The organism is Deltaproteobacteria bacterium (assembly GCA_003696105.1).
In the GTDB taxonomy this organism is placed as follows: Bacteria; Myxococcota_A; Polyangia; order Haliangiales; family J016; genus J016.
In genome coordinates this window covers 20,029-44,700 of the sequence record RFGE01000070.1, presented here as the reverse complement: position 1 = coordinate 44,700, position 24,672 = coordinate 20,029, and the positions used below count along the sequence as shown (strand labels likewise).

Below are 24,672 nucleotides of genomic sequence, written 5' to 3'. Positions count from 1 at the left end.
GCGAAACCTCCGTTCGAAACCCGGCGCGTGCGGCGATCGCCGTCAGAACCAGGCGGTCACGCCGGCGTGGAGCAACACGTAGTGCGACCGCACCGTGCCCGCATTGAACGGGCTCTCGATCTGGTTGTTCGCGCCGGTGAGCGGCTGCGCCGGATCGGGGCGACTTCGGTCCGCGACCGGGGTCTCGACTCCCCCCGGCTGGCACCCGGGGTCGTCGCGCGTCGGACCCGACGGCGGCTTGCAGTCGTCCGGAACCGTGCGGTCGGGTTCCCACACGTACCCGCCGCCGAGTTCGATGCGCCAGCGATCCGCCGTGTAGGCGACGCCGGTCGCGAGCGTCGCGCGCGGCTTGCCGTCTTGGTCGACGCGCGTCCAACTCAGCGGGGCCGTCTTCGTGTCCCACGCGACGCCGGCGCGCAACTGGACGGCGCGCTGCGCGACCGGCAGCGCGTACGCGCCGCCGAGCCGGATCGAGACGACGTCGATGAAGCCGTGGCGGATGCGGGCGACGTCCAGCGGCCCGTTGGCGGCGATCGCGTCGGTCGTGGTCGTCGTGACGCCGGCCTTCGACCACTGCTCCCATTTGACGTCGAGTTCGACGTCCGCGCGCTCGCGGCCGCCCGCGTCGCGCGCGATCCAGCGGCCGCCGGCGTGGACGGTCTGCGGCAGGTCGAAGTCGAGGCAGATCTTGAGCGCGCCTTCGACGCCGCCGGGCGCGCAGCGGGCGAACTCGTCGTCGATCGGAATCAGGTTCGCGTTGCCGGCCGGAACGGCGGACCCGGGTTGCGAGCGGACGGTGCCCTTCGAGCGGACGTGCACGGCGCTCGCGTAGCCGACTCCGAACTCCCACGCCGGCGACGGCGACCACAGCGCGCCGAGCCCGAACGACGGGATGAACGGGTCGGTCGTGCGGATGGTCGTCACGCTGTCCTTTTCGATCCACTCCTCGTAGTTGCGGATCGCCCAGACGACCTTGCGGGTGCGGATCCGGGCGAACCCCCACGAGGCGCGCGCGCCGAACGACAGCGTCGGAGTCGCGGCGTACGCGAGCGCCACGGACGGATGCGCGACCTGGCCGTATTGCTCGAACACGTCGTAGCGCTGCGGCGCCGGCGCATCGACGCCGGCGACGGTGACGGTCTCGGGGAACGCGCGGGCGGCGTAGCCCTGCGGCGAGTACAGCCCGATCGCGGCGCGCACCGGCCACTGCGGGTGGCCGAAGTCGGTGGTCACGGCGACGTACGGGACCGCCTGGAAGCCGCCGATGCCCGGTGACGGCGACGGATGGCTTTCGACCTCCGGGTAGGGCAGGCCCTCGTACGGTTCGTCGGCCTCGGGCAGGTCCTCGTAGGCGCCGGTCCGCGCGAACGCGAGCGCCATGCGCACGAAGTTCGCTCCGATGAACGCGACGGTGCCGTCGAGCTTGGCGAAGCCGGCCGGATTGTGGGCCAGCGCGGTCGGGTCGTCGGCCTTGGCGACGAACGCGCCGGCGCGCGCCTGCGCCTGCGGGCCCATGCCGGGGACGACCAGGCCGCCGGCCGCCGCGATGCGCGCGGCGACGAGGGCGGCCGTCGCGATGGCGAGTGACGTGGTTGCGGTGCAAGTCATGACATGTGGCTGCGAATTCCGGCGGCCAGCGCGCCGATCAGAATGTTCCGGTGACAACGAATCCGGCGGCTCCGCCGAAGGTGGGGCTCACGTGCCAGTTTGTGGCGCGCGCGGGCGCAAGCCGCCCGGCGCGGTACGCGCGCAACGCCGCGATCGCCCCGCGCGGACGCGACCACAGCCGCAGTTCGCCGACGGCGACGCCGACTGCCGCGCCGATCAAGCCGTTGCGCCACTCGTCGTGCGCCAGGCCGAGGTAGACGACGCCGGCCGCGTTGAGCGCGATGCCCTCGGCGTGGCGCAACCACGGGACGCGCTCGCTCGCGGCGGCGTCGGCCAGCGCGCGCTCGGCGGCCGCGACGTCGGCGCAGGTCGGCGCCGCGCGCGGCGCGACCGCGCGCACGCGCACGGGATACAGCACCCAGGTCGCCACGACGCCGATCGCCGACTTGCCGGCGCCGACGAACTGGCACGCGCGGCACAGGGCGCTGTCCTCGTCGATCGCGGCGCCGACCGCCGCCTGTCCCGCGGTCGCCGCGACGAATCCCCAGCCCCAGCCGAGGTTCCACCAGCGGCCGCGATGGCGTTCGCGGGCGAGCGCGCCGGCCAGAAAGGCGTGGCGCGCGGATGCGGTGGCCGCGCGGAGCGAGGGAGCGGCGCCGGCGGGCGCCGGGCAGGTCTGCGCCCGCGCCGTCACGGCGCCGGCGACGGCCGCCAGCGCCGCGGCGATCCCCCTCGCACCCATGCGCGATCCATCGTGTCACGGGCCGGCCCCCGGTTTCAAATCGGCACGAATGGCGCCCGGGGCTTCTGTGCGAGTCCGCAACCCCGTAAGATTCCGTATGGCCTGAGCCGTTTTGCCCCCCGCGGACCACTGCCGGATCGAGATGATCGCGCGCGAGCATCCGCCGGGGGCGCTCGAACTTCGCCTCGCCGCGCTTTCCATGGACGAAGCGGCCCTCGACTTGGAGCAGTTCTTTCGCCGGTACGCCCCGTACGTGGCGCGGATCGGCCATCGGCTGCTCGGGCGCGACGACGAGGTGGACGACCTCATCCAGGACGTGTTTCTCGCGGCCCACCGCGGGATTCGGCAGATCCGCGACCCGGATGCGGTCAAGGGGTGGCTCGCGACCGTCGCGGTGCGGCAGTGTCGCCGCCGGCTGCGCGCGCGCAGGCTGCGTGCGCTGTTGCATCTCGACGCGGCCGACGACTACTACGAGGTCGCCGACCGCGGCGCGTCGCCGGAACACCGCGCGATGATCGCCGGCGTGTACCGCGTGCTCGACCGGCTGCCGGTCGACCAGCGGCTCGCGTGGACGCTCCGCTACGTCGAAGGGGAGCGGCTCGAGCGGGTGGCCGAGCTGTGCGGCTGCTCCCTCGCCACGGCGAAACGCCGGATCAAGGCGGCGCAAGATGCGATTACCGCCGCGGTAAACGACGACAAGGGGAAATTGGGCCGGCGAGCCGCGAGGTCGGTCCAGGAGGTCGGCAATGAATGATCTGCCCGACAAGCTTGGCGAAGCGCTCGGCCACGTCGACGTCGACTGGACGCCGGAGCGGGCCGACCGCACGTGGCGCGGCCTGCGCGTGCGCCGGCGGCGGCGCGCGGTCGCGCGAACGATCGGGGCGGCGGCGTGCGCGGCGGCGGTCGCGATGGCGGCGTACCGGCTCGCGCCGTCGCGACGAGCGCCCGAGCCGGTGGCGCGGCGGGCGGAACCGGCGCCCCCGCCGGTGGTCACGCCGCTCGCCCCGGAGCCGTCCCCGACGGTGGAGTCGCTGGCAACCCTGGGCGACGGGACGGTGGTGCAGGCGGGGTCGGATGGCGCGGCGGTCGAGGTGGTGCGCGACGCGGGCGACCGCGCCGAGGTGCGCGTCGTCGCGGGCAAGGCGGTGTTTCACGCGCCGCGCCGGCCGCAGCGGCCGCTGCAGGTGGTGAGCGGCGACGTGCGCATCGCGGTGTACGCGGCGGAATTTTCGGTCGCGCGCTACGACGGCGCGACCGAGGTGTGGGCCGGCGACGGCGTGCTCGAGGTCGAGTGGCGGGGACAGCGGACGCAGGTGCGCGCGGGGGACACCGCGCGGTTCCCACCGCCCGACGCGGTCGACGCGCCACCGGCGCGCGCCGCCGCGCCGCCGCGGGAGCGGTCGCCGCGCGAGCGGGTGGCGGATCTGTTGCGCGAGGCCGATCGCGCGCGCGCCGGCCGCCGGTCGCGCGCCGCCGTCGACCCGCTGGCCGCGGTCGTGCGCGACTACCCGCGCGATCCGCGGGCGCCGCTGGCGGCGTTCACCCTCGGGCGGGTGTGGCTCGACGAACTGGGCGATCCGCGCGAGGCGGCGCACGCATTCGCGCGGGCGCGCGCGCTCGCGCCCGACGGCCCGCTGGCCGAAGACGCGCTCGCGCGGGAGGCCGAGGCGTGGGCGCGAGCGGGTGAGGCGGCACGCGCACGCGATCGCGCGCGCGACTACCTGCGGCGCTACCCGAACGGGCATCGCGTGCGCGAGATGCGGCGCATCGCCGGCGAGTGACCCGGTGGCCGGTGGGCTGCGCCGCGCGCCGCGGCCGCCGGGCGAGTGACCCGGTGGGCTGCGCCGCGCGCCGCGGCCGCCGGCGAGTGACCCGGTGGGCTGCGCCGCGCGCCGCGGCCGCCCGCCGCCGCGGCGGTACAATGGCTGCGATGGTCGGCCGCGCACCGGTAGCGCTCGCGGCGGTCGCGGCGATGGTGCCGGCGGGCGTCCGCGCGCAGACGCCTCCGGAGGGCGTGGCGGTGTCGCTGCGCATCGACGCGTGCGTCGACGTCGACGCCGCGGAGGTGCGGCGGCTGTTCGCGCTCGAGCTGGGCGCATCGGTGCCGTCGGCCGTCGAGCGCGACGACCCGGACGCCATCGCGGTGACCGCGCACTGCGACGGGCCGCTCGTGCAAGTGGGCGTGCGCGACCCGGTCACCGGCAAGTCGCTCGCCCGCCGAATACGGCTCGGCGCCAAGGGACGCGAGCGGCTGCTCGCGCTCGCGATGATGGAGCTGTTGGTGGCGAGCTGGATTGAGCTGCAAGCGCCGCCGAAGGTGGCGCCGGCCGACGCGCGCGCGCCGGAGGCGACGCGGCGATCGGCCCGCGCCATCGCGACCCGGCGCCTGCCCGCCGCGCCGCCGCGATGGCGGGCGACCGCGGCCGCGGTCGGCGGCGCGGTGGCGGGGCGCGACGGCTGGCGGCTCGGCGGCGGGGTGCGGGTTGCGTTCGACGGGCCGGCGAGCATCGGCTGGGGGGCCGACGTGCTCGTCGAATCGGGGACGCGGCGCGAACCGCTCGGCGCCGTCGACGTGACCGCGCTGTGGGGGGGCGCGTGGGTGTATGTACATCGATCATGGCGATCGTTCCGCGCGCGCGCCGGCGTCGGCGGCCGGGTCGGCTCGGTCACCCTGTCCGGGCGCCCGGCGGGGCCAGGCGTCGCCGGCGGCACCGTGTCGGGCAAGCTCGCGGCGCCGATCGCCCGCGCGACGGTCGGCATCCTCGGCGCCGGCCGGATCGCGATCGAGCTGTCGGCCGAGACCGGCTATCATGTGTATCCGGTGCGCGGTCGCGTCGACGGTTCGGACGGAGTGAACGTGGAGGGCGGATGGGTGGCGGCCTATCTGGGGGTGGGATGGTCGTGGTAGCGCGGGGGGTCGCCTGCGCGCTGGCCGTGTGGTCCGTCGCGTGCGATGCGACGGCCGGGGACGTGCTCACCGCGCTCGGCGATGCGGGGGACGGGCGCGCCGATGCGCGCGCCGCGGTCGACGCCGCGGCGACGCCGGACGGCGGCGGCGCGGACGCCGGCGGCTGCGCGGCGATGGTGGACGGGCCGTGCCCCGCGCCGGGCGGCGTCGGCATCACCGTGTGCGGGCGCGTTTTGGACGTCGAGGATACGTCGATCGTGCCCGGAGGAGGCACGGTGACGGTGCGGTTCTTCAATGCGGTGGACTTCCCGGGCGGCCCGTCGCTGGCGGAGGCCACGCCCGATGCGTGCGGCTGGTTCGTCGCGCAAGGCGTCACCGGGTTGATCCCGGGATTGCTCGTGCTCACGACCGACGACGCGGGCGCCGGCGATGTTTACGAGCCCGTGCTCACCATCGTGCCGGCGAGCACCGGCAGCGCGGTTCGCGTCAACGCCTACACGCTGCGCGCCGACACCGACCGCGCGTGGAGCGCCGCGGCGGGGCTCGGCGGCGCGACGTTCTCCGACATGGGCGCGCTTGCGCTCATCTTCCTCGATGCCTCGCAGCCGCCGCTGTTTCCGTTTTTGTCGGGGCGACCCGCGGCCGGCGTGACGATCACCGAGGGCGGCACGCCGCAGCCGGGCGACGACTATTACTTTGCCGACGGCGGGCCGTTGTCGCGCTCGGTGCTGTCGCCGGCGGCGGGAGCTACGGGCGCAAACGGCAGCGGCCTGCTGATCGGGACGCAGCCGCTTCAGGAGTACGGCGGCCAGCGCGCGGGGTGCACGTTCGGCACGGCCAAGGGCGTGGGCCCCGGCGTCGTGCAGATTCAGGAGCTGTACGGTACCTGCAACTGAGGCGCGCCGGCGCGCGCGTGCTAGCATGAGGAAAGATGGTCCCGCGGGTCGCGACCACCGTCGAGATCCCTAGCCGGCCGCGGCGGGCGCGCGTCGAGATCGACGCCCACAGCCTGTACGTATCGGCGGCGGATGGACAGTGGACCGAAATGCCGCTCGCGGGCGCGCGCGCGATCGCGCGGGACGCGGCGTGCGATGCGCGGTTCGTGCGGCACGTGAGCATTCGCTCTGCCGCCGGCCGCGTGGACCTGATCACGCCGCCCGAGAGGGGCGCGATCGCGCCGCGAGCGGCGCGGCTGCCGGGCGTGCCGCGGTCGTCGATCATCGTCGACGCCGACGACTGCGACACCGTCGAGGCGTGGGTTCGCACCGGCGGTGGGCTCAGCGGCAGGACGATCGCGGAGCTGGCGCGGCTCGCGCGTATCGCGACGCCGCAGTTTGCCATCGCGATCGGCGAGTGTGCGGCGTATGTCGCCGCGGAGTTGACGTGGCAACGACTCGGGCCGATGCGCGGCGGCGGCACGTTTCAGCAAGTGCTCGGCCCGCTCGAACGAGAGGCGCGGCGGTCGCCGCGGGCTGCCGAGGCGCTGCTGGCCGCGATGTCGCGCGGCGCGGTGCTCGAGCCGTACGTCGGGCGGTGAGGCCGGCGCGTCACCGGCATTCGGCGTAGCCGGCGGGGATGCACACGCGCTGCGCCGTCTGGAACCCGGGCACGGCGCAGCACGCGCCCGGGCCGTAGGCGAAGCATTCGGATGCGAGGGCGCACTCCTGCGTGCACAAGAACACCTCACTGGTGAGCAGGCCCCAACAGGTGAGGTCGGCGCGGCACAGGTCGGGCGGCGGGCCGCACGGTTCGCCCTCGCCGGGCAGCGCGGCGGCGTCCGCGCTCGCGCCGGCGTCGACCGCCGGCCCCGCGTCGGGTGGCCGACCGGCATCGGCGGTCGCCGCGTCGGGCGCGCCGGCGTCGGGCAGGTCGATGGGGCCAGCCAGGTCGGCGCCGGTCGTCACCAGCGCGCCGCGCCAGCTCGGGTTGCCGCCGGCGAGCAGGTCCGCGCCGCACGCGGCGACGCCGCCGCCGGCGAGGCCGACGGCCGCGTGCAGGTCGACGTCGCGCAGCGCGATCGCCTCGTCGCGCTGGCCGGTGGCCCGATCGATCCGCGCGGTGTAGCCGCGGTCGCCGACGACGTACAGGGGCGCGTCGGCCGCCGTCCATACCCCCGACAGCCGTTCGGGCGTCGACGCCCACGGCGCCCACGCCGCGCCGTCGTAGTGCAGGACCACGCCGGCCGCGTCGCCGCCGACGGCGTACACGTCGTCGCCCGCCGTGCCCCACACGGCGATCAGCCGCTGTGCGGTCGGGGACGCGAACGGGCGCCACCCCGTGCCGTCGAAGTGCGCCAGCGCTCCGTCGGCGCCGACGATCCACACGTCGTCGGCGGCCGCGCCCCACGCTTTGAACAGCACCGCGTCGGGGACGGACCCGACCGGCGCCGCGGTCCAGCCGTCCGGCGTGCGGCGTGCGGCCACCGTGCGCGTCTGGCCGGGGTTGAAGCTGCCGCCGACCACGTGCACGTCGTCGACCGAGGTCCCCCACACGCCGTACAGCGTCGCGTCGGTCGGGATCGCGTCACCGGTCGGGTCGCGCTGCCACGCCAGCGGCCCGGTGCGCGCGAGCACGGTGCCGCGTTCGCCGACGGCAAAGCCGCGGCCGTCGCGGTCGAGCCAGCACCACCACAGCCGCCCGGCGTCCCGCGGCAGCGGCGCGGCCCGCCATCGCCCGTCGGTCCATTCGAGCGCGAGCGCGCCGTCGCGGCCGCCGACCGCGACGATCGCGCCGCCGCCGGCGCACACGCCGCGCAGCGCTGCCGGCAGTTCGGACAGCGCGACCGACCACGCCAGCGGTTCCCGGCCATCGGTCGGAGGCGAACCGCAGCCGGCCGCGCACGCGGCCGCGGCCAGCCATGCGATGTGCGCGCGCGCCACCGCGTCAGGATAGCGCAGCGCCGGGCGCGGTCAGCGGCCGCCGAACGGCAGATCGGCGCCGCGCGTCGGCAGCCAGGCCGCCGTCGACCCGCGCAGGTACATGTCGACGTGCCGCGCGGCCTCGCGCCCCTCGCAGATCGCCCATACGACGAGGCTCTGGCCGCGGTGGGCGTCGCCGGCGCAGAACACGCCATCGACGTTGGTGGCGAACCGGTCGTCGGTGCGTACGTTGCCGCGGGCGTCGAGTTCGATCCCGAGCTGGTCCTGGAGCTGCTGCGTGTCGGGCCCGACGAACCCCATCGCCAGAATGAGCAGGTCGACCTCGATGTCGAACTCGGTGCCCGGCAGTTCGTCGAACAGCAGGCCGCCGCCGGCTCTCGGTTTGACGTCCACGCGCACGGCGTGCAGGCGCGACAGCGCGCCGCCGTCGCCGCTGAGGCGCTTGGTCAGCACCGCGAAGTCGCGAGCGCCGCCCTCCTCCTGGCTCGACGACACCCGGTACACCATCGGCCACTGCGGCCATGGGTTCGCCGGCGGCCGCTCGTCGGGCGGCCGCGGCATCAGCTCGATCTGGTGGACCTGCGCCGCGCCCTGGCGCAGGGCGGTGCCGAGGCAGTCGGAGCCGGTGTCGCCGCCGCCGAGGATCACGACTCGCTTGCCGCGCGCGTCGAGCGCCGGGTCGGGGTCCGGGTCGCCGGCGTTGAGCTTGTTCTGGCGCGTGAGGTAGTCCATCGCGAATACCACGCCGCGCAGGTCGCGACCCGGCACGCGCAAATCGCGCGGGCGGCGCGCGCCGATCGCGACGACGACCGCGTCGTAGGTCTGGTGCAGTTCCGACCAGGTCGGGTCGGTGCCGACCGCCGCGTTGGTGACGAAGTCGACGCCCTCGGCGCGCAGGATGTCGATCCGCCGGTCGACCACCCACTTTTCGAGCTTGAAGTCCGGGATGCCGTAGCGCAGCAATCCGCCGATGCGGTCCGCCGCCTCGAACACCCGGACGCGGTGGCCGACGGAGTTGAGCTGAGCGGCGGCCGCGAGGCCGGCCGGTCCGCTGCCGACCACCGCGACGCGCTTGCCGGTGCGCTGGCGCGGTGCGGCGGGCTGCACCCAGCCCTCGCGGAACGCGCGCTCGATGATCTCCTTTTCGGTCTGCTCGATGGTGACCGGGTCGTCGTTGATCGACAGCGTGCACGCTGGTTCGCACGGCGCCGGGCATACACGGCCGGTGAACTCGGGGAAGTTGTTGGTGGACGCGAGCCGCCGGTGCGCGTCGCGCCACCGTTGCTCGTACACCAGATCGTTGAAGTCGGGGATCAGATTGCCGAGCGGACAGCCCTGATGGCAGAACGGGACGCCGCAGTCCATGCACCGGGCGGCCTGCTCGACGGCGCGCTCGGCCGGTTGCGGCTCGTAGACCTCGTTCCAGTCGCCGAGACGGACCTTCGGATCGCGGCGGTCGGGCATGCGCCGCGCCCACTCGAGGAAACCGGTCGGCTTGCCCATCAGGAGCGCCCTCCGTCGACGATGGCGAGTTGCGGCGCGGGCCGCTTCGGCCGCAGCGCGGCCCGGCGCGCCTGCAGCACCCGCTTGTATTCGGTCGGCATGACCTTGACGAACTGCGACACCAGGTGTTCCCAGTTGTCGATCACGCGCTGCCCGAGCGGGCTGCCGGTGTGGCGCACGTGGTCTTCGATCAGGTGGTAGACCAGCCACAGGTCGCTTTCGTCGACGAGCGACTCGAGTTCGACCATGCCGAGGTTGCACTTGTCGCGGAACGACCGGTCCCGGTCGAACACGAACGCCATGCCGCCGCTCATGCCGGCGGCGAAGTTACGGCCGGTCGGGCCGAGCACGACGACCACGCCGCCGGTCATGTATTCGCAGCCGTGGTCGCCGACGCCTTCGACGACGGCGCGCGCGCCGCTGTTGCGCACCGCGAACCGCTCGCCGGCCAAACCGTTCACGAACAGCTCGCCGGACGTCGCGCCGTACAGCGCGACGTTGCCGATGATGATGTTGTCGGCCGGGTCGAACCGGCTGCCCGGCGGGGGTTTGACGATGATGCGGCCGCCCGACAGGCCTTTGCCGACGTAGTCGTTGGCGTCGCCGGCCAGCTCGAGGGTGACGCCGTTGGCGAGGAACGCGCCGAAGCTCTGGCCGGCCGAGCCCGACAGGCGCACGCGGATCGAGTCGTCCACGAGGCCCTTTTCGCCGTGGCGGCGCGCGATGTCGCCCGACAGCAGCGTGCCGACGGCGCGATCGGTGTTCGCCACCGGCAGGTCCACCACGATGCGGCCGCGCCCGTCGATCGCGTCCTGCGCGCGCGCCACAATCGCGCGGTCGCGGTGGCCGGACAGATCCCACGGCACGGCCTCGACGAACCGGCGCGGCCATTCGGCCGGTGCGTCCGGCTGGGCGAGGACGGCCGACAGGTCGACGGTGCGCGCCTTCCAGTGGTCGAGGTCGTCGCGCGCGCGCAGGCGGTCGACCCGGCCGACCATGTCGTCGACGGTGCGGAAGCCGAGGCGCGCCATGATCGACCGCAGGTGCTCGGCCATCAGGAAGAAGAAGTGCACCACGTCGTCGACGCGGCCGCGGAACCGCGCGCGCAGCCGCTCGTCCTGGGTCGCGACGCCGACCGAGCAGGTGTTGAGGTGACACTTGCGCAGCATGATGCAGCCCTCGACGATGAGCGCCGCGGTGGCGACGCCCCACTCCTCGGCGCCCAGCAGTGCGGCGATCGCGAGATCCCGGCCGGTGCGCATGCCGCCGTCGGCCTGCAGGCGCACGCGGCCGCGCAGGTTGTTTTGCACCAGCACCTGCTGGGTCTCGGCGAGGCCGAGTTCCCACGGCAGGCCGGCGTGCTTGATGCTCGAGATCGGCGACGCGCCGGTGCCGCCGGACGCGCCGGCGATGACGATCGCGCCCGCGTGCGCCTTGGCGACGCCGGCCGCGATCGTGCCGACGCCGACCTCGCTCACCAGCTTGACGCTCACCCGCGCGCTCGGGTTGATCGCCTGGAGGTCGAAGATGAGCTGCGCCAGATCTTCGATGGAGTAGATATCGTGGTGCGGCGGCGGCGAGATCAGCGTCACGCCCGGCGTCGAGTGGCGCACCTTGGCGATGCGCTCGTCGACCTTGTGGCCCGGCAGCTGGCCGCCCTCGCCCGGCTTGGCGCCCTGCGCGATCTTGATCTGTAGATCGTCCGCGTTGACGAGGTAGTGCGCCGTGACGCCGAACCGCGCGGATGCGACCTGCTTGATCCGGCTCGACCGCCAGTCGCCGTTGTCGTCGCGCTCGTAGCGGTGCGACTCCTCGCCGCCCTCGCCGCTGTTGGACCGGCCGCCGATGCGGTTCATCGCGATCGCGAGCGTCTCGTGCGCCTCCGGGCTGATCGAGCCGAACGACATCGCGCCGGTGCAGAACCGTTTGACGATGTCGGCGGCCGGCTCGACCTCGTCGATCGGGATCGGGTCGACCCCGTCGGTCGCGAAGTCGAGCATGCCGCGAATGGTGCACAGCGCTCGGTCCTCGTCGTCGACGAGCGCCGCGTACTCGGCGAACAGCGCGGGGTCGTTGGCGCGGGCGGCCGCTTGCAGCTTGGCGATCGTCGCCGGGTTCCACTTGTGCACCTCGCCCCGCCGCCGCCACTGGTACTGGCCGCCGACCGGCAGGGTGTCGCCGATCGCGATCGCCTGGGCGCCGAACGCGCGGTCGTGGCGCTCGAGTACCTCGCGGCCGAGTTCGCGCAGGCCGATGCCCTCGATGCGCGACGGCGTGCCCGGGAAGTGGCGGTCGATCAGGTCGCGGTTGAGGCCGACGCACTCGAAGATCTGCGCGCCGCGGTACGACTGGAGCGTCGAGATGCCCATCTTGGACATCACCTTCAACAGCCCGTCGCACACCGCCTTGATGTAGCGGCGCTTGGCTTCCGCCACGTCGAACGGCAAGCGCCCGGTCGCGACCAACTCCTTGACGGTATCGAGCGCCACGTACGGGTTGATCGCGGCGACGCCGAAGCCGAGCAGCACCGCGAAGTCGTGCACCTCGCGGGCCTCGCCGGTTTCGAGGATCAGGCCGGTCTGCATCCGCGTGCCCTCGCGGACGAGGTGGTGATGCACCGCGCTCACCGCGAGCAGCGCCGGGATTGGCGCGTGCTTGGCGTCGACGCCGCGGTCGCTGAGGATCAGCACGTTGTAGCCGTCGTCGATCGCCTCGCGGGCCTCGTCGCACAGTCGGTCGACCGCTCGCGCCAGGCCATCGGGGCCGTCGGCGACCGGGTAGAGCATCGACAATTTGATCGGCTCGAACACGCCCTCGCGGATCGACGCGATCTTGGCCAGCTTCTCGTTGGTGAGGATCGGCCCGTCCATGACGATCCGGTGGCACTGCTCCGGCGTCTCGTCGAACGTGTTGCCGTCAGGTCCGATCGCCGTGGCGAGCGTCATCACCAGCCGCTCGCGGATCGGATCGATCGGCGGGTTCGTGACCTGGGCGAACAGTTGGTGAAAGTAGTTGGGCAGCGTCGGCGCGCGGTCCGACAGCACCGCCAGCGGCGTGTCGTTGCCCATCGATCCGGTCGGCTCCTTGCCGTCGCGCGCCATCGGCAGCACGATCAGCCGCTCGTCCTCGTCGGTGAACCCGAAGGCGCGCTGCTGTCGGAGCAGCTCGTCGCCCGACATGCGCGGCGCGGCGGGTACGTCGGGAAACGGCGGCAGGTTGTAGCCGGTGTATTGCGACGGGTCGCGGTCGATGTCGTAGACGTTCTTCGCGAGCCACTTGCCGTACGGCCACCGCTGTGTGATCTCGCGCTTGACCTCGTCGTCGTCGATGATGCGGCCCTCGGCCGTGTCGATCACGAGCATCTTGCCCGGCTGCAGCCGCCCCTTGTAGCGGATCTGCTCCGGCGGCACATCGATGACGCCGGTCTCCGACGCGAGTACGACCCGATCGTCCTCGGTGATCAGGTAGCGGGCAGGGCGCAGCCCGTTGCGGTCGAGGGTCGCGCCGACGATCTCGCCGTCGGTGAACGCGATCGCCGCCGGGCCGTCCCACGGCTCGACCAGCGATTCGGCGTACTGGTAGAAGTGCTTGCGCTCCTCGTCGAGCAGCGGGTCGTTCTCCCACGCCTCGGGGATCATCATCATCATGGCGTGGGGCAGACTGCGCCCGCCGAGGTACAACAGCTCGAGCATGTTGTCGAACTGCGCGGAGTCGCTCTTGCCGGGGACGATGATCGGCTGAAGCCGGTCGAGCCGCCCGCCGAACTTGGCGGACTGCAGCTGGCTGCGGCGCGCCATCATCCAGTTGCGGTTGCCCCGCAGCGTGTTGATCTCGCCGTTGTGGCAGATGTAGCGGAACGGCTGCGCGAGATCCCACGTCGGGAACGTGTTGGTCGAAAACCGCGAGTGGACCACGGCGATGGCGCTCACCATGTCCGCGTGCTGCAGGTCCGGGTAGAACCGCGGCAACTGAGACGGCAGCAGCATGCCCTTGTAGACGATCGTCTCGGCCGACATCGACGCGACGTGGAACCGCCCGTCCGGGTCGACGCCGCGCTCGCGCACGCGGTTTTCGACCAGCTTGCGGATGATGAACAGCTTGCGCTCGAATGCGCTGGGCGGCAGCCGCCGGCGCGCGATGTACACCTGCCGCACGACGGGCATCACGTCGCGCGCGATCGCGCCGACGTGGGCCGGGTCCACCGGCACGTCGCGCCAGCCGATGACGCGCTGGCCTTCCTCGGCGACGACCTCCTCGACGATCTGTTCGCAGCGCGCGCGGGCGCCGGCGTCGGCCGGCAAAAACAGCATCCCGACGCCGTACCGGCGCCGGCGCGGCATGTCGAAACCGAGTTCGAGCCCTTTGGCCTTGAAGAACCGGTGCGGCAGCTGCAGCAGGATCCCCGCGCCGTCGCCCGTGTTCGGATCCCAGCCGCACGCCGCCCGGTGGCTCAGGCGCCGCAACAGCTCGAGCGCCTGATCGACGATCGATCGGGACTTTTCGCCCTTGATGTGGGCGACGAAGCCGATCCCGCAGGCGTCGCGCTCGGTCGAGGGGTCGTACAGGCCGTAGCGGCCGGGGGCTACGCGTCGGACGGGTCCCGCCACGGCGCCATTCTACGAGTTTCGACGCACCGCGGCAAGCGCGTATTTCCGAGTTGTCTACCGGACTTGCGGGATATAGAGCATGTCGTCCGGGTCGCCGATCTGGATGTCGGTGAACTTCCAGACCTCGCTATCGCCCATGTTCCGGGCGCCGACGTTGTCGAGCGCGGTGGGAAACTCGAGGCCGCCCACCTTTTGCCACCCGGTCACCTTGTAGGCGAGGCGCCCGGGCTTGTCCGCTTGCTGCCACTCGACGAGCACCGGGCGCAGCGTCTTCTTGTCGACGTTGATCCAGAACTTGTCCTGCGGCAGCGGCGGCTCGAAGGTGACGGCGACGACCTCGCAGCCGTTGGGGCAGTACTCGTCGTTGCGGTCGCCGTCGTGCTTGACGTAGGTGCCGCCCTCGGTGAGGCGGAACGGAAACGCGAGCATGAATGCGTCCTGCCGCCAGCGCGCGTATGCCTTGTCGATGGCGTCGGCGGCCGCGTCCGACGGCAGCGGCTGCGAGTAGATGCCGTCTTGCATCTGGTGGCGCTTGCCGTAGTAGGCCGCGCCTCGATTGCGCTCGTACAGCGGATACATGGCGACGCTCTGCTGGATGAGCTTGTCGTCGCCGGTGGCGCGCGCCTGCTGGTACGAGGCCAGGTTGAAGTGCTCGAGCCGGTGGCGCGCGCTCCATCGATCCCAGTCGTGGTGGTAGTGGGCGCGGAGCTGGCCGTTGAGTTCGACCTCCGTGGTCCACGACAGCTGGCGCACCGCGTCCCAGGCCGCGGCGCCGCCGAGCGCGTCGGTCATTTTCTGGATGAGTGCGAGCGCCTTCGGATCGTTTTTGGCGGGGTCGTACGACGCCGGCACCGGCGCCTTGACCGGCGCGTTGCGGCCGGCGCAGGCGGCGACGGCTACGAGGGACAGGTACAGAGCGTTGCGAGGATTCATGGCGGCGGGACCATACCGCAACGGACGACCGCGCGCTCGCCGCGGCGCGCCGGGGCCGGCCGCGCGAGCCGCCGCGCCGCGCAAGCCGCGCCGCGCCGCGCAAGCCGCCGCGCCGCCCAAGCCGCGCCGCGCCGCCCAAGCCGCCGCGCAAGCCGCCGCGCCGCCGCGTTTTTTGCGCGCGCCCGGCGGATCGCATACAAGGAGGGCATGCTGCGCACGACTGCCCGGAGCCTCGCTCGCGCCGCGCCGATCGCGGCCGCCGCTGGCCTCGCGGCGGCCCTCGCCGCCGGCTGCGGCGCCGACTCCGACGTGTCGCGCACGATCGGCGCCCGCTGCGACCGGATGGACGAGTGCGACGAGCGGTGCGTCGTGGACGCCGAGGACTATCCCGGCGGGTTTTGCACGGTGAGCTGCCTGAGTGCGCGCGACTGTCCCGATGGCGCCGCGTGCGTCGACGACGACGGCGGCATCTGCCTGTTTACCTGCGCGGTCGACGCCGACTGCGAGTTCCTCGGTCCGACCTGGCGGTGCGCCGAGCGGGACGCTCGCCCGGAGACGGCCGGCAAGGTGAAGGTGTGTCGAGGCGCCTGATCGCGGCGGCGGCGGTGGCGTGCGCCGCGCTGGCCGCGCCGGCCGCACGCGCCGACTCGGCCGGCGCGGTGGGGGCGCGCGCGGGCGTCGACGACGAGCACGAACTCGGCGCGCGGATCGGCCTGCGGATGGGCGGGGGCACGACGCCCGGCGGGCTGGGCGTGGCCGTCGTGTACCTGTACCGGCTGGCGGACGACGTCTGGTCGGAGTCGGTCTTCGACATGGCAGTCGGCGGCGGCGGTGCCGCGTGTTTCCGCGACCGCGGCGACGCCGTGCGGTGCGACCACGGCCAACTCGACGGATTCGGTGTCGGCGGCCACACCGGCCTGCGGTGGACGCTGCCGGGCAAGCAGGGGTTCGAGCCGTTTTTGCGCGGCACCGTCGGGGTGGAACTCGTCCGATTCGGCGCCGACGACCTCACGGGGATCGCCGTGCCGGTCGTCGTCGGCGGCGGCGTCCGCGCGCAGGTCGCGCCGCGGGTCGCGGTCGGCGCGCAGGCCGACCTGCACGCCGGCATCGCCCGCATGGGGCGCGGGATGTCCGGCGAGCCGCACCTCGCGCTGGCGGTGGTGCTGGGCGTGGATTTCGTGTTGTGACCGGTCGGGGCGGCGCGACCTACGCGGTCGGCGATCTGCAGGGCTGCTTCGCCACGTTCGAGGCGCTGCTGTCGCGCATCGCGTTCGACCCGGCGCGCGATCGCCTGTGGCTCGCCGGCGACCTCGTCAACCGTGGGCCGCGGTCGGTCGACGTGCTGCGTTGGGTGCGCGATCACGCCGCCTGCGCCACCGCGGTGCTCGGCAACCACGACCTGCACCTGCTCGCGTGTGCCGCCGGCGTGCGCACGCCGAAGCCGTCGGACACGTTCACCGACGTGCTCGCCGCGCCGGACCGCGACGCGCTGCTCGATTGGGTGCGACACCAACCATTGATCGTGCGCGAGGGCGACCGGGTGCTCGTCCACGCCGGGATCAAGCCGGCGTGGACCGTCGACGAAGCGGAGCGCCGGGCGCGCGCGCTCGAGCGGTCGCTGCGAGGCGACGACTGGCCGGAGGCGATCGCGGCGATCTACCGGCGCGGCACGCTCGCGTACGACGACGCGTCGGCGCTCACCCGCATGCGCCTGTGCGGCGTCGACGGCGAGCCGGTCTACGACTTCGCCGGCGAGCCGGCGGACGCGCCGCCCGGGCAGATCCCCTGGTTTCGCGTGCCCGGCCGGCGCGCGGTGGACCACACGATCGTGTTCGGCCACTGGGCGGCGCTCGGCCTGTTGATCGAGCCGAACCTGATCGCGGTGGACACGGGGTGCGTGTGGGGCGGCGCGCTCACCGCCGTGCGCCTCGACGACCGCGCGGTGTTCTCCGAGCCGAGTCGGGATTGATCGCGCGCGGCGCGGCCTCCGGTGCGCCGGTCAGCGCGGTCGCCGCAGCAGGCGCCGCCACAGCGGCGCGAGCGGTTCGGCGAGGTCGTCGAACGTATCGATCGGCTGGACCTGCGGCGCGTCGCCGCGCGCGAAGAACGCCGCCTCGGCGCCGGTGAGCCCGAGGTCGAACCCGTCGTCCACGTCGTCGGGAACGAGTTCGTACGCCGCGTAGTCCAGGTCGTCCGGCGCTTCCGCGACGAGTTCGACGGCGACGGCGATCGCCGCGGCGGCGCCGCCGCCCTCCCCGCCGAAACCGCCGTCCGGACCGCCGTCGAGATCCCACCCGTCGTCGACCTGGACAGGACGCGCGGAGGCTCCGGCGCGGTCGCCCGGGTGCGCCGGCGTCCCCGCGGCCGCGCAGCCCGCCTCGTCTGCCGTCCATCCGTCGTCCACCGTGACGATCGCCAACCGTGCGCTCCCTGCGGACATGGCGGACCGAACATGCAAGCGACATTCCGAAAAACTCCGGACGCGCGCGAGCGACTCGGTGCGCGCGCGCGATGGTGCGCACGCCGGGGCGCAGGCGCGAAAACCCGTGGCGCGACGGGCCGCGAGCGCGCGGGCCGCCGGTCGCCACGGCCGCCGGCGGCCGCGAGCGTCCACCGCGACGGCGGGTCGCCGACCGGCGCGTCCGCGGCCGCCGCGACCGCGCCTGGCGCCTGCGGTCCCGCTTCGGGGGCTGGCCCCTCCGGCCCGCGCCCCGCTCGCCGCGGCCGGCGGCCGGCCCGGACCCCGCTCGCCGCGGCCGGCCCGGACCCCGCTCGCCGCGGTCGGCCCGGACCCCGCTCGCCGCGGTCGGCGGCACGTGCGAACATCGCCCGATGGACCTCGCGATGCAGGGCTTGTCGGCCGCCGGCGCGGCGCTGATCCTCGCGGCGTTCGTGCGGCTGCAGCGCGGCCGCTGCACGCCGGCGGACGCCGGCTACCTGTGGTGCAACTTCGCGGGCGCGGCGGCGCTCACCGCGGTCGCCGCGTGGGACCGCCGCGTCGGCTTCATCGCGCTCGAGGGGACGTGGACCGTGGTGAGCGCCCTGTCGCTCGTCCGCGCGCGCCGCGCTCACTCGGGCCGCAGTGCGGCCAGCGCCCGCAAATAGTTCGTGCCGAGCACTTTTCGGATGCGCTCGTCCGACCAGCCGCGGTCGAGCATGTGTTGCACCAGGCGCGGCAGCGCGTCGGCGCTCACGAGGTCGGTCGGCGGTACGACGGCGCCGTCGTAGTCGGTTCCGACGGCAACGAAATCGTCGCCGACCAAATCGATGATGTGCTGCATGTGGTCCACGACCCGCGCGCCGGTGCACGGCCCGCCGCCCGGCTCGAGGAATGCGCGGTGAAACATGATGCCGATGACGCCGCCGGTGTCGGCAATCGCCTTGATCTGGTCGTCGTCGAGGTTGCGCCAGCAGTCGCACACCGCCTTGACGCCGGTGTGCGTGTCGATGAGCGGCAAGCTCGGGTCGTGCGCGGCGACCGCGTCCCAAAAGCTCTGGGGGTGGATGTGCGCCAGGTCGACGAACACGCGCGAGGCGTCGAGCTGTTCGACGAGGCGTTTGCCGCGCGCGGTGAGTCCGTGGTCGCGGCGCACGCGCGCGGCCAGCGGCGTCGAACTCGCGCCGTAGACCGAGTTGGTCAGGTGGACCAGCGTGACCCGCGTGAGCAGCCGGTCCGGCACGGCGGCGACCTCGCCGGGGGCGGCCTCGAGCGCGTTGCCGCCCTGGATGGACAGCATCACCGCGTGCGCGCCGGCGGCACGCGCGCGCCGGTATTCGGCGGCGGTCCGCACGAACTGCATCCGGCCGCGCGACCGGGCGACGATGGTGCGCAGGCGCGCGAGGTTGCGCTGGAACACGTGCCATCGGTTGCGGGCGGGACGAAACGGGTTGGTCGTGATCGACCACATGCCGCCGGTGAGTCCGCCAGCGGTCATGCGCGGCAGATCCGCGTGACCGAAGAACCGCCCGCCGAACCAGCCGCTGTCGTGCCGATCGAGCACGTCGTAGCGGACGAGCCGGTAGGGGATGAACGTGTCGATGTGCAGGTCGATGAAGTCGGACGACAGCGCCAACTCGGCCGCCTCGGTGGAGATGCCGAGCGTTCGGGCCGTGTGTTCGATCTCGGCGGCGGGCATCGGCGAGACGGTAGCGCATCGGGGCGCGCCGGCGCGACCGCCGGCGCGGTCTTCGATCACATCGAAATCGAGCCTTCGCGGAAGTCGCTGCGCGCGATGTGCACGTTGACGCACACGGGCCGGCCCGAGCGCGCGATCGCCTTGGCCTCGTCGAGCGTGTCGCCGATGCGCGCCGGGTCGGTGAGCAACAGCCCCTCGCCGCCGTAGCCGCGCGCGACCTCGTGGTACGCGGTGCGCGCCAGCACCGTGCCGACGTCGTCGCCGAGCATCGGCACCTGTTCCCGCGCGATCTGGGCCCACGAGCCGTCGGTGCCGATTACCGCGATGGGCGCAAGCCCGTGGCGCGCGTAGGTGTCGAACTCGGCGAGGCTGTAGGCACACGACCCGTCGCCGTAGATCAGCCACACCTCGGACTGCGGGTAGACCAGCGACGCGCCGATCGCGAACCCGCCGCCGACGCCGAGGGTGCCGAACACGCCGGGGTCCAGCCAGCGCAGCGGCCCGCGCGGCCGCAGGATGTAGGCGGCCGTCGCGACGAAGTCGCCGCCGTCGACCACGAGCACGGCGTCGTCCGCGAGCTTGTCTTCGAGCTGCAGGAAGAAATCGAGCGGGTTGACGAGCCCGCCGTCGCCCGGGCGTTTCGCGCCCTCGGCGATCTCGGCATCCCGGGCGCGCTCCCGATCGCGCAGCGTCGACAACCACTCGTCCCACGGACCGGCGGCGCCGCCGAGTTCCGCCGCCAGGTCGATGAGGAACTGGCCCGCGTTCATCTGCACGGCGATGTCGGCGCGGCGGTTTTTGCGCATCTCGTGCGCGCTGAGGTTGGCGGCGATCAGCGTGGCCTTCGAGCCGATCGCGCGGCCGTACTTGAGGCGGAAGTCGAACGGGAAGCCCGCGACGACCACGACGTCCGCCTCGCGCAGCGCCTGGCTGCGCTTGTGGCGGAACTGAATGTCGCTGTGGCGGCCGAGCAGTCCGCGCGCGAGCCCGCCGAGCCACACCGGCGCGCCGATCGATTCGACCGCGGCGGCGATCGCCTGCGCGTCGCGGCAGTTGACGAGCGCCTGGCTGCCGACGACGAGCGCCGGCCGCTGCGCGCGGCGCAGCGCGGCCGCCGCGTCGCCGATCTTGTCGCGCGGGCTGCGCACCTGCGGCAGCTTCACGTCGCGCAGCGACACGTCGATCGGCAGGTGCGGCTGGTGAAACTGGCGGTACAGGTGCCCCTTGATGAACAGCTCGAGCGCCTTGGCGCCGAGGTGGTCCGCGTTGCGGACGCCGCTTTCGGACAGGTACATCTCGCGCACCATGTCCTCCGGGTACAGCAGGTCGACCGGCACCTCGACGAACACCGGGCCGGGGACGCCGGACGCGGCGACGTCCAGCGCTTTTTCGACGGTGGGCGCCAGGCTCGGCAGCGTGCGCACGGTCGTCGCCCACTTCGTGATCGGCTTCATGATCGACAGCTGATCGATGTCCTGCAGCGAGCCGCGCCCCTTGAGCAGGGTGCCGGTGGCGCCGCCGAACACGACCACCGGCGACTGCGCCATCTGGGCGTTCTTGACCGCGGTGACGGTGTTGGTGACGCCGGGACCCGCGGTGACGGCGGCGACGCCCGGGATGCCGGTCATGCGTGCGACCGCGTCCGCGGCGAACACGGCGGACACCTCGTCGCGCACGTCGACGACGCGAATGCCGCGCGCCTTGGCGCCGACGAGGATCGGCGAGATGTGGCCGCCGCACAGGGTGAACAGGTGCGCGACGCCGCGCGCCGCGAGCACGTCGGCGATGAGCGCGCCGCCGTGGGTGCCGGTCGAGCGTGGGTTCTGCATCGCCGCGACGATGGCACAACGCTGCCGGTGAGAGAAGCCCGCGTCTTGCGCGCGCGGCGGGAGTGATTACGTTCACCGGTGGAAAGCGAGGCCAGGCGTGGAACCCTCCGGCCGAGAGCGCTCGCACCGCGCAACGGACGCGGGCCGAACTCCGCAAGCAGACCAGTTCGGAGGCGCGCGCTGGACGCCCGCGGAGGCCACGACCTCCTCGCCGGCACCTCCCACCGGCCGCGCGCGGCCGCACCGCGCAACGGCCACGGACCGGGCACCGATGCACGCGACAGGCGCAGAGTCGCCGCGCGCGCCGGTGGGAGCGAAACGGAGCACGGCTGTGCCCGTATCGCCCACCGGGGCTCGGCGCGCCGACGGCGCAGCGGCTGCGGACCTGGTTCCGCCGGTGTCGTCGGCAGGCGCGGCAGCGGCGCGCCCCCCGGTGGGCGTTTTGTTGGAACTGGACGACGAGTACCGCCGGCTGGCGCGCGCGGGGCGGCTGCCGCGCATCGCACCCCGCAAACGCAACCCCGAGGCGCGCGCGTGGCTGCCGATCTGGCATCCTCGGCGCGGCGATTGGCGGTTCACGGTGCTGTTTTCGAACACCGAGCGCGCGCACCGGACCGGCCACGTCGGCGACTGGGTCGTGATCTATTCTCGGCGGCCGGGCGCGCCGGAAGGCCAGGCGACCGTGGTCACCGAGTGGCGCGGCGAGCTGCGCGGCAAGCGGGTCGTGCGCGGGCGCGAGGACGAGTGCCGGCGCTACTACCGGCGCCCCGTGGACCCGCGCGTCGCGCGGTGGGCGCGGCGCACGGCGCGGGCGCTGTCGGCGGCGTGAGCGCCGCGGTGTCGCCGGGGGGGCGCCGCCGGCGTCGGGCGGCGGCCGCGACCGATGGCCCCGCCGGCCGCCCGGTGGTATGACGGCAGCGACCATGGATCTCGACACGTTCAAATGGGTGCGCGCCGTCCACATCTACGGGTTCGTCGCGTGGGTGGGCGCGCTGGTCGGCTGCGCGTTCGCCCTGCGCGCGCACGCGGCCGCCGGCGACGCCGCGCGCGGCGCGTTCGAGGCGCTGGAAAAACGGCTCGCGATGGCGATGGACATCGGCGCGACGGTCGCGATCGCGGCCGGGCTGTGGATGTTGTTCGGTCTCGAGCCGTCGCCGCTGAAGACCGGCGGCTGGATGCACGCCAAGCTCGCGGCGGTCGTCGGGCTCGTGGCGCTGCACGGGCTCGTGCGGGTCAAGGTCGGCCGGTTCTCCCGCGGACAGGTCGCCGCGCCGCCGGGATGGCTGCTCGCGGCGATCGAGCTGCTGGTCGCGGCGATCGTCGTGCTCGCGGCGGTGCGGCCGTTCTGACGGCGCGCCGTCGCGCCGGCCCGGGACCGCCGGCGCGCGCGTCGCGATCGCGCCGCGCCGTCCGCCGGCGTCGCAAAAAAAAAACGGGGGCGCCGAAGCGCCCCCGCCGGATCCATCGGCTCGGCGTCAGCCGCAGGTGCTCGCCTTGTCGGCGCAGCAGTCGCCGTAGTACGAGCAGGCCGCGTCGCACCAGCACGACCCGTCCTCGGACGAGCCGCCGCAGTGGTCGGCGCAGCTGTTGGGCGCCGGCTTGCACGGCCCCTCGGACGCGACGCTCGCGCCGGCGGCCGCCGCCTTGCATGCGTTGCCGTACGTGGTGCCGTCGCAGCCGCACACCGGCTGGTAGACCTCCGGGCAGAACTGCGGCCGCTCGCGGCACACGCCGCTCTGGTCGGTCGCGCCGCAGTGGCCGGACACGTCGCAGTAGTCGTTGGCGCCGGTGCACTGGATGTTGGCGATGCCGCCGCACATCGCCGGCGCTTCCGGCTCGCAGCCGCAGCCGCACTCGTTCGAGAACGGGCGCTTGCCCTCCGCACACTGGAAGCGGACGGTGGCGCAGGTCGCCGGGTCGAACGACACGTACTTGACCTCGGGCGACGTCCAGTCGGGGCAGCCCTCGCCCGGATAGCAGGCCGCGTGCGCGGTCCGGCACGCATCGGGTGACGTGTACAGCGCGTCGCAGTCGTCACCGTTGCACGAGCAACCGCTTACGCCGACGCAGTCGACGCCGTTCCACGCGTAGCCGAAGAACCGCTCGCACAGACCGACGCCGGTCGCGGCCTGCGGGCCGCACGACGCCGGCGCGTGGCACAGGTTGGGTTCTCCGGCGACGCACGTTTCGCCGTCGGCGCAGCCGGTGTTCGCGTTCGCGTCGCACTCGTCGACGCCGCACACGTCGCCGGCGTTGGCGCAGCAGTCGCCGTAACCGGCGCACAGGTCGTCGCACCAGCAACCGCCGGCTGCCTGGCCGCCGCACGTGCCGAGGTCGCACGAGCCGGCGCCGTCGGCCTTGCCCGAGGGAGCAAGGCCGCGCGCCGCGCCGACGTCCTCTTCGGACGCCGGCGCGCACGCGAACAGGAGGAGGGACAAGGACAGGGGAAGGGAAAACCGGGTGGTGAGCGTCATCAGGGGGGACCTCCGTAGGTGAGTGTGGGAGGCCTGCTACTACGGTTCGGATCGACGCGTCAACTGGCTACGCGGCTAGCCACGTTGCCTGTCGTACAGGCAAGTCGACTAGGGGCTGTCCCTGAATGCAGTGCGCCTCAGGCGAAGTCCATGGAATCTGAGGCAAGGCGCGACGAAGGCGCTTGGTGGGCCCAAGTAACTGAGGAGCAACGCAGCATCAGCTTTCAGGGACATAGGATGTGGTGTGCTGTATTCAGGGACAGCCCCTAGCCGGTGGCGCGCGCGGAGGACGCAGCGACGGCGGCCGCGTTGTCGTCGCCGGTCGACACGAAGGCGAGCGTGGCTCCGGCGGCGCCGAACGACAGCGCGAGCAGGTTGAAGCCCGGCACGGCCATGAGCGCGGCGATCGCGGCGCCGAGTCCGAGTGCGCGCCCGCGATGGCGGCGCACGTATGCGAGCTTGTCGGCGTAGCGCCAGCCCTTGCGCGCCCACACGGCATCGTAGGCGTCGTAGGCGGCGAACTGCGCCGTGACCCACACGCCGCCGATCGCCGACGCGATCGCGCCGACCACCGGGACGACCGCGCCGACGGCGACCAGCAGCGCGACGGTCGCGGCGTACTTGATGACGCGGCGCAGCGCGTGGCCGATGCCGACGGCGACGTCCCGCACCAGTCGCCCGAGCGACGACGGCGGCGGCGGCGCGCCGGTGATCTCGACTTCGATCGCCTCGGACAACATTTCGTTGAACGGCGCGGACAACAGCGCGGCGATCGCGAAGAACGCGAAGTAGCCGGCCACCGCGAGCAGCGCGATCAGCACGACCGTGAGCGCGCCGGCGGCGACTCGCTCGACGGCGTCCGGCAACACGGCGGCGGCCGCGTCGATCGCGGGGCTGGCCCACGCCACGGCTAGCCACACGACGCCGGCGAGGACGACGAGCGCGACGGCGGCCGGTGCGGCCAGCCACACCCACAGGCGCGGTCGCGCGAGCACGAACCGCGCGCCGCGCTGGACGTCGGCGACGCCGCGGCCGAAGTCGGACACCATCGCG

Annotated in this window: 22 protein-coding genes; 11 read left to right on the top strand and 11 right to left on the bottom strand. The window is 73.5% G+C overall.

Annotated elements, in window-relative coordinates:
- Positions 1-42 precede the first annotated feature (42 nt).
- A complete protein-coding gene (locus D6689_04705; GenBank protein RMH43651.1) occupies positions 43-1,608 on the bottom strand; it encodes a hypothetical protein in 1,566 nt (521 codons plus the stop codon).
- A 37-nt stretch (positions 1,609-1,645) separates the two neighbouring features.
- Complete coding sequence (locus D6689_04700) at positions 1,646-2,350, bottom strand: hypothetical protein (GenBank protein ID RMH43650.1); 705 nt, start codon at positions 2,348-2,350, stop codon at positions 1,646-1,648.
- 112 nt (positions 2,351-2,462) lie between these two features.
- Between D6689_04700 and D6689_04695 the strand changes: the two genes are divergently transcribed.
- The 5 genes from D6689_04695 to D6689_04675 all read left to right on the top strand — a co-directional run bounded on the left by D6689_04695 (position 2,463) and on the right by D6689_04675 (position 6,795).
- Positions 2,463-3,104, top strand: coding sequence for a sigma-70 family RNA polymerase sigma factor (locus tag D6689_04695; GenBank protein RMH43649.1), 642 nt, complete (start codon positions 2,463-2,465; stop codon positions 3,102-3,104).
- A complete protein-coding gene (locus D6689_04690; GenBank protein RMH43648.1) occupies positions 3,097-4,131 on the top strand; it encodes a hypothetical protein in 1,035 nt (344 codons plus the stop codon). Before D6689_04695 ends, D6689_04690 begins: the two co-directional genes overlap by 8 nt.
- A 149-nt stretch (positions 4,132-4,280) precedes the next feature.
- On the top strand, positions 4,281-5,258 hold the full coding sequence (locus D6689_04685) for a hypothetical protein (GenBank protein RMH43647.1): 978 nt from the start codon (positions 4,281-4,283) through the stop codon (positions 5,256-5,258).
- Positions 5,252-6,154: a hypothetical protein gene (locus D6689_04680; GenBank protein RMH43646.1), complete on the top strand. Its 903-nt coding sequence runs from the start codon at positions 5,252-5,254 to the stop codon at positions 6,152-6,154. Before D6689_04685 ends, D6689_04680 begins: the two co-directional genes overlap by 7 nt.
- 35 nt (positions 6,155-6,189) lie before the next feature.
- On the top strand, positions 6,190-6,795 hold the full coding sequence (locus tag D6689_04675) for a hypothetical protein (protein ID RMH43645.1): 606 nt from the start codon (positions 6,190-6,192) through the stop codon (positions 6,793-6,795).
- A 10-nt stretch (positions 6,796-6,805) separates the two neighbouring features.
- Here D6689_04675 and D6689_04670 read toward each other — a convergent pair whose 3' ends face one another.
- Genes D6689_04670 through D6689_04655 form a run of 4 tightly spaced genes read right to left on the bottom strand, consistent with a single transcriptional unit; the run spans position 6,806 to position 15,180 of the window.
- Complete coding sequence (locus tag D6689_04670; protein ID RMH43644.1) at positions 6,806-8,137, bottom strand: hypothetical protein; 1,332 nt, start codon at positions 8,135-8,137, stop codon at positions 6,806-6,808.
- Between the two features lie 30 nt (positions 8,138-8,167).
- Positions 8,168-9,640, bottom strand: a complete 1,473-nt coding sequence (locus tag D6689_04665) for a glutamate synthase subunit beta (protein RMH43643.1) — start codon at positions 9,638-9,640, stop codon at positions 8,168-8,170.
- Positions 9,640-14,247, bottom strand: coding sequence for a glutamate synthase large subunit (locus tag D6689_04660; protein RMH43642.1), 4,608 nt, complete (start codon positions 14,245-14,247; stop codon positions 9,640-9,642). Before D6689_04660 ends, D6689_04665 begins: the two co-directional genes overlap by 1 nt.
- A 54-nt stretch (positions 14,248-14,301) precedes the next feature.
- Complete coding sequence (locus D6689_04655; protein ID RMH43641.1) at positions 14,302-15,180, bottom strand: hypothetical protein; 879 nt, start codon at positions 15,178-15,180, stop codon at positions 14,302-14,304.
- 207 nt (positions 15,181-15,387) lie between these two features.
- On the opposite strand from D6689_04655, the gene D6689_04650 reads away from it, so the two are divergent.
- Genes D6689_04650 through D6689_04640 form a run of 3 tightly spaced genes read left to right on the top strand, consistent with a single transcriptional unit; the run spans position 15,388 to position 17,149 of the window.
- Complete coding sequence (locus tag D6689_04650; protein RMH43640.1) at positions 15,388-15,771, top strand: hypothetical protein; 384 nt, start codon at positions 15,388-15,390, stop codon at positions 15,769-15,771.
- Positions 15,756-16,367 carry a hypothetical protein gene (locus D6689_04645; GenBank protein ID RMH43639.1) on the top strand — a complete coding sequence of 204 codons (612 nt, stop codon included), beginning with the start codon at positions 15,756-15,758 and terminating at the stop codon, positions 16,365-16,367. Before D6689_04650 ends, D6689_04645 begins: the two co-directional genes overlap by 16 nt.
- Positions 16,364-17,149, top strand: coding sequence for a symmetrical bis(5'-nucleosyl)-tetraphosphatase (locus D6689_04640; GenBank protein ID RMH43638.1), 786 nt, complete (start codon positions 16,364-16,366; stop codon positions 17,147-17,149). The genes D6689_04645 and D6689_04640 overlap by 4 nt, the downstream gene beginning before the upstream one ends.
- Before the next feature lie 30 nt (positions 17,150-17,179).
- On the opposite strand, the gene D6689_04635 is transcribed toward D6689_04640, so the two are convergent.
- On the bottom strand, positions 17,180-17,599 hold the full coding sequence (locus D6689_04635; GenBank protein ID RMH43637.1) for a hypothetical protein: 420 nt from the start codon (positions 17,597-17,599) through the stop codon (positions 17,180-17,182).
- A gap of 2 nt (positions 17,600-17,601) precedes the next feature.
- On the opposite strand from D6689_04635, the gene D6689_04630 reads away from it, so the two are divergent.
- On the top strand, positions 17,602-18,285 hold the full coding sequence (locus D6689_04630) for a hypothetical protein (protein ID RMH43636.1): 684 nt from the start codon (positions 17,602-17,604) through the stop codon (positions 18,283-18,285).
- Here D6689_04630 and D6689_04625 read toward each other — a convergent pair.
- Together D6689_04625 and D6689_04620 are read right to left on the bottom strand one after the other, a co-directional pair.
- A complete protein-coding gene (locus D6689_04625) occupies positions 18,249-19,376 on the bottom strand; it encodes a hypothetical protein (protein RMH43635.1) in 1,128 nt (375 codons plus the stop codon). The two genes, D6689_04630 and D6689_04625, sit on opposite strands and share 37 nt — an antisense overlap.
- Complete coding sequence (locus D6689_04620) at positions 19,373-21,145, bottom strand: thiamine pyrophosphate-binding protein (GenBank protein RMH43634.1); 1,773 nt, start codon at positions 21,143-21,145, stop codon at positions 19,373-19,375. Before D6689_04620 ends, D6689_04625 begins: the two co-directional genes overlap by 4 nt.
- Before the next feature lie 433 nt (positions 21,146-21,578).
- Here D6689_04620 and D6689_04615 point away from each other — a divergent pair, with 433 nt between their 5' ends.
- A complete protein-coding gene (locus tag D6689_04615) occupies positions 21,579-21,974 on the top strand; it encodes a hypothetical protein (protein RMH43633.1) in 396 nt (131 codons plus the stop codon).
- 79 nt (positions 21,975-22,053) lie between these two features.
- Positions 22,054-22,494, top strand: coding sequence for a hypothetical protein (locus tag D6689_04610; GenBank protein RMH43632.1), 441 nt, complete (start codon positions 22,054-22,056; stop codon positions 22,492-22,494).
- A gap of 126 nt (positions 22,495-22,620) precedes the next feature.
- On the opposite strand, the gene D6689_04605 is transcribed toward D6689_04610, so the two are convergent.
- Together D6689_04605 and D6689_04600 are read right to left on the bottom strand one after the other, a co-directional pair.
- On the bottom strand, positions 22,621-23,619 hold the full coding sequence (locus D6689_04605) for a hypothetical protein (GenBank protein ID RMH43631.1): 999 nt from the start codon (positions 23,617-23,619) through the stop codon (positions 22,621-22,623).
- Positions 23,620-23,885: 266 nt separating this feature from the next.
- Entirely contained in the window at positions 23,886-24,668 is a 783-nt protein-coding gene (locus D6689_04600; GenBank protein ID RMH43630.1) for a hypothetical protein, read from the bottom strand.
- Positions 24,669-24,672: the final 4 nt, after the last annotated feature.

Bases quoted from the DNA above. Each gene is read 5' to 3' on its own strand.
- D6689_04605 (RMH43631.1), bottom strand. From the start codon at position 23,619: ATGACGCTCACCACCCGGTTTTCCCTTCCCCTGTCCTTGTCCCTCCTC.
- D6689_04650 (RMH43640.1), top strand. From the start codon at position 15,388: ATGCTGCGCACGACTGCCCGGAGCCTCGCTCGCGCCGCGCCGATCGCG.
- D6689_04665 (RMH43643.1), bottom strand. From the start codon at position 9,640: ATGGGCAAGCCGACCGGTTTCCTCGAGTGGGCGCGGCGCATGCCCGAC.
- D6689_04685 (RMH43647.1), top strand. From the start codon at position 4,281: ATGGTCGGCCGCGCACCGGTAGCGCTCGCGGCGGTCGCGGCGATGGTG.
- D6689_04620 (RMH43634.1), bottom strand. From the start codon at position 21,145: ATGCAGAACCCACGCTCGACCGGCACCCACGGCGGCGCGCTCATCGCC.
- D6689_04690 (RMH43648.1), top strand. From the start codon at position 3,097: ATGAATGATCTGCCCGACAAGCTTGGCGAAGCGCTCGGCCACGTCGAC.
- D6689_04610 (RMH43632.1), top strand. From the start codon at position 22,054: ATGACGGCAGCGACCATGGATCTCGACACGTTCAAATGGGTGCGCGCC.
- D6689_04675 (RMH43645.1), top strand. From the start codon at position 6,190: ATGGTCCCGCGGGTCGCGACCACCGTCGAGATCCCTAGCCGGCCGCGG.
- D6689_04705 (RMH43651.1), bottom strand. From the start codon at position 1,608: ATGACTTGCACCGCAACCACGTCACTCGCCATCGCGACGGCCGCCCTC.
- D6689_04655 (RMH43641.1), bottom strand. From the start codon at position 15,180: ATGAATCCTCGCAACGCTCTGTACCTGTCCCTCGTAGCCGTCGCCGCC.
- D6689_04700 (RMH43650.1), bottom strand. From the start codon at position 2,350: ATGGGTGCGAGGGGGATCGCCGCGGCGCTGGCGGCCGTCGCCGGCGCC.
- D6689_04600 (RMH43630.1), bottom strand. From the start codon at position 24,668: ATGGTGTCCGACTTCGGCCGCGGCGTCGCCGACGTCCAGCGCGGCGCG.